This window comes from Streptomyces sp. CO7 (assembly GCF_053474865.1).
This window is the reverse complement of sequence record NZ_JBRIOU010000003.1, coordinates 207,122-211,106: the sequence shown is the minus strand read 5'-3', so window position 1 is coordinate 211,106 and position 3,985 is coordinate 207,122. Positions and strand designations below refer to the sequence as shown.

Annotated in this window: 4 protein-coding genes; 3 read left to right on the top strand and 1 reads right to left on the bottom strand. The window is 75.9% G+C overall.

The window, feature by feature from the left end; genetic code table 11:
• Positions 1-103 precede the first annotated feature (103 nt).
• The 3 genes from ACOV8S_RS10830 to ACOV8S_RS10820 all read left to right on the top strand — a co-directional run bounded on the left by ACOV8S_RS10830 (position 104) and on the right by ACOV8S_RS10820 (position 3,611).
• Positions 104-895, top strand: a complete 792-nt coding sequence (locus ACOV8S_RS10830; RefSeq protein ID WP_448317581.1) for a thioesterase family protein — start codon at positions 104-106, stop codon at positions 893-895.
• A gap of 75 nt (positions 896-970) precedes the next feature.
• Complete coding sequence (locus ACOV8S_RS10825; RefSeq protein WP_448317580.1) at positions 971-2,140, top strand: lactate 2-monooxygenase; 1,170 nt, start codon at positions 971-973, stop codon at positions 2,138-2,140.
• A 4-nt stretch (positions 2,141-2,144) separates the two neighbouring features.
• On the top strand, positions 2,145-3,611 hold the full coding sequence (locus tag ACOV8S_RS10820; RefSeq protein ID WP_448317579.1) for a hypothetical protein: 1,467 nt from the start codon (positions 2,145-2,147) through the stop codon (positions 3,609-3,611).
• Between the two features lie 54 nt (positions 3,612-3,665).
• On the opposite strand, the gene ACOV8S_RS10815 is transcribed toward ACOV8S_RS10820, so the two are convergent.
• Complete coding sequence (locus tag ACOV8S_RS10815) at positions 3,666-3,980, bottom strand: hypothetical protein (protein WP_448317906.1); 315 nt, start codon at positions 3,978-3,980, stop codon at positions 3,666-3,668.
• Positions 3,981-3,985: the final 5 nt, after the last annotated feature.

Sequence of the window (3,985 nt, the reverse complement as noted above, 5' to 3'; positions counted from 1 at the left end):
GGGAGGTGGCGTGACGGCGGTCCCCGCCCTCGTTCCCCCGTGCCTTACGCTGCCCCCACCCAAATGGTTGGCCTATGAACACAAGAGGGGGCGGGGGCACCGCATGGACCGGACGAACGACACCCCGGCGTTCTTCACCGCGGACGGGGACTCCCTGGTCCCCGGGGAGCACGCCACGAGCTGGTGGACGCCGGGCGCCCTGCACGGCCGTCTCCTCGGCGGTCTGCTCGCCCGCTCCCTGGAGCGCGAGCACCACGACGAGGGCCTGCACTTCGCCCGCCTCACCGTCGACCTGTTCCGCGCCTGCCCGTTCGCCCCGGTCCGGGTGACCACCGAGCGGATCCGCGACGGCCGCCGCATCCGCGTGGCCGACGCCGTGCTGCACGGCGCGAACGGCGTCGCCGCCCGGGCGAGCGCGGTGCTGCTGCGGCGCGGCGAGCAGCCCCCGGGCCCGGTGCCGGCCACCCCGGACTGGGACGCCCCGCCGCCCGAGGAGATCGCGCCCGCACGGCACGACATGCCGTGGAACTTCTGGCAGTTCGACGGCGACAACCGCCCCGTGAGCAGCTGGCGGGACGCCGCGGTGCGCCGGGCCTGGCTGCGCGACGAGGCCGACCTGGTCGCGGGCGAGGCGCTCTCCCCGTTCGTCCGGGTCGCCCTGGCCGCCGACACCTCCAGCCCGATGTCCCACCGCTCCGACGAGGAGCTGGAGTTCATCAACGCGGACTACACGCTCTCGCTCTCTCGTCTCCCGCTCAGCGACGCCATAGGGTTCCAGGCCACGGCGCACAGCAGCGAGGACGGCGTCGCGGTCGGCCACTGCACCGTGTACGACACGGCCGGCCCGATCGGTTACTCGACGACCACCGCCCTCGCCAACGTCCGCCGCGGCTGAGGCTCCGGTCCGCGCCGCACCCCCGCTCGTCCGCACCCCCGCTCGTCCGCTCCCTCGTCGCCCAAGGAGACCCCGGTGCCCAACCACGGTGACTGGCAACTCGGCATCTACTTCGACGGGCTGGTCGGCAAGGTGCCCGAACTCCCCATGTCGTATGCCGAACTGGAGCGCCGCGCGGAGCAGGTGATGCCGCCCGAGCTGTGGTCGTACGTGGCCGGCGGGGCGGGTGACGAGCGCACCCAGAGCGCCAACGTGACGGCCTTCGAACGGTGGGGCCTGATGCCGCGGATGCTCGCCGGGGCCGCCGAACGCGACCTGTCCACCGAGCTGTTCGGCCGCCGGCTGCCGACGCCGCTGATGCTGGCCCCGGTCGGCGTGATCGGCCTGTGCGACCTGGCCGAGGGCCGGGGCGACCTGGTCACCGCCCGCGCGGCCGCCGCGACAGGCGTCCCGATGATCGCCTCCACGCTCTCCCAGGACCCGATGGAGGACGTGGCGCGCGAACTGGGCGACACCCCGGGCTGGTTCCAGCTGTACCCGCCCAACGACCGGGAGCTGACCGAGTCCCTGGTGGCCCGCGCGGAGGCGGCCGGTTATTCGGCGATCGTCGTCACGCTGGACACCCTCACCCTCGGCTGGCGTCCCCGTGACCTGTCCCTCGCGAGCTTCCCCCAGCTCAAGGGGCAGTGCCTGGCCAACTACTTCAGCGACCCGGTGTTCCGCTCCCGGCTGGCCGTCCCGCCGGAGGAGGACCCCCAGGCCGCCACCGGCCACTGGGCGATGATCTTCGGCAACCAGCGCATGACCTGGGACGACCTGGCGTGGCTGCGCTCCCTGACCTCCCTGCCCGTGCTGCTCAAGGGCATCTGCTCCCCCGAGGACGCCCGCCGGGCCGTGGACAGCGGCGTCGACGGCCTCTACTGCTCCAACCACGGCGGCCGCCAGGCCAACGGCGGTCTGCCCGCCCTGGACTGCCTGCCCGAGGTGGTCGACGCCGCCGGCGAGGTGCCGGTGATCTTCGACTCCGGCGTCCGCAGCGCCCCCGACGTGGTGAAGGCCCTCGCCCTCGGCGCCCGCGCCGTGGCCGTCGGCCGGCCCTACAGCCACGGCCTCGCCGTGGGCGGCCAGGCCGGCGTCGAGCACGTCCTGCGCTGCCTGCTCGCCGAACTGGACCTCACCCTCGCCATCGACGGCTACGCCTCCACCGCCGCCCTCACCCGCGGCGACCTGCGCCCGGTGCGGTGACGGCGTGACGGGGGGCGGGTACGCCGTGACCGGGGACGAGTACGGCGGCGCGCTGCGGCTGGCCGCGGGCGAGAGCGTCGAGCGGGTGGTGGGCGGCCCGGACGCCGACCCCGAGGCGTGGCTCGCGCTGGACGCCGGGTTCCGCGAGGCCTTCCGCGACTCCTCGTGGAACCGCCACGCGGAGCGGTGGCGGTTCCTGCGGAGCCTGTGGCTGCGACGCGAGGAGGTGTACACGCCGTCCTCCCTCGTGCTCGCCCTCTGCCACGGGGACGGCCGGATCCGCGAGCAGGCCCTGCGGCAGGTTGAGGCCCACCCGCAGGCGCTGCCGCTGGTGGTCGTCCGCTGCGCCGACTGGGCGGGACCGGTGCGGTTGCGGGCCCGCGCCGTGCTGGCGCGGATGCTGACCGTCGAGCGCGCCGTGGCGCTCACCGCGCTGGTGCTGCGTGTGGGCCGCCGGGACCGGGGCGACGTCGCGGTGGGTCTGGTGCGTGACGTCCTGCGGCAGGCCTCCGCCGCGGAGCTTCGCCCCCTGCTGGACCACCCGGACCGCCGTCCGCGCCGCTTCGGCATCGAACTCGCGCTGCACAGAGGGCTGTTCACCCCCGTCGAACTCGCCCGGATGGCCGCCACCGACCCGGACGTGGTCGTCCAGGACCTGTGCGCGGAGGCGGCCCTGGCCGCGCTGCCCGAGGAGGGCGCGGCCCGCGACGCGGTGCTGGAGCCCCTGCTCACCGCACGCAACTCCCGCGCCCGTTCCACCGGCGTCACGGCGCTGCGCCGGGCCGGTCGCCCCGAACTGGCCGAGGCGTACCTGTCCGACCGCTCCGCGATGGTGCGGGCCTGCGCCCGGTGGGTGCTGCGGGAGCACGGCGTCGACCCGCTGCCCCGCTACCGGGCGCTGTGCGCGGACCCCGCCGACCCGGCGGTCCCGCCCGGCGCCGTGTTGGGCCTCGCCGAGTGCGGCACCCGGGAGGACACCGCGCTGCTGCGTCCGCTGCTGGCCCACCCCGTGGCCGCCGTCCGGGCCAGGGCGGTGGCCGCGCTGCGGATGTCCGACGCCGTGGACCGCGCCGAACTGACGCCGCTGCTGGACGACCCCGCGCCCGCCGTGGTCCGGGAGACCGCGAAGGCCCTGCTGCCGGAGGCGGACCGCCTGGACACGGCGGCGCTGGCCCGGACGGCGGCCCCCGGCAACCCCGCGCACCGGCGCCGGGGCGCCTTCACGCTGCTCGCCGCGCAGGGCGGCCTTCCCGCGCTCCGGGCGGCGGCGGACCTGCTGGACGACCCGGACGAACGGATGCGCTCCAGGGCGCTGCTGTGCCTGCGGACCTGGGAGCCCGGCGACCGCCCGACGGGCGATCCGGAGACGGCCGCCCTCCTCGAACGCTGCCGTGACCTGATGCCGCGCGCCCGGCTGCCTCTCCTCTCCTGGGTCACCGGCGCCGCCCTCGCCCAGCGCCGGGACGCGTGACGCCCCGGCCGGAGGACCGGCCGGGGCGCGGTGGTGCGCGTGCGGTGCGCGGCGTCAGTACGCCTGGAGCAGCGCCCTGACCATCCGGCAGGTCGCCGTGGACGGCGGGTGGACGCCGATCAGCTGGGCCGCCATGTGCACGACCTCGTCGGGAGCCTGCCGCGCGGTGTGGAAGCCCAGGTCGAGCAGGGTGATCGCCAGCCGCATCGCCTTCAGGCGGCGGTTGTGGTCGACGTACCACTCGCGCGGCCGGCCCGCGGGCAGCGGACGCTTCTGGACGGGGACGTAGGGACGGTCGAGCGGGACGGGACGCTTGCTGGTGGACTGGGTGGGACGGGCCTTGGGCCGGGTCGTGGAAGCGGCGGGCACAGGCA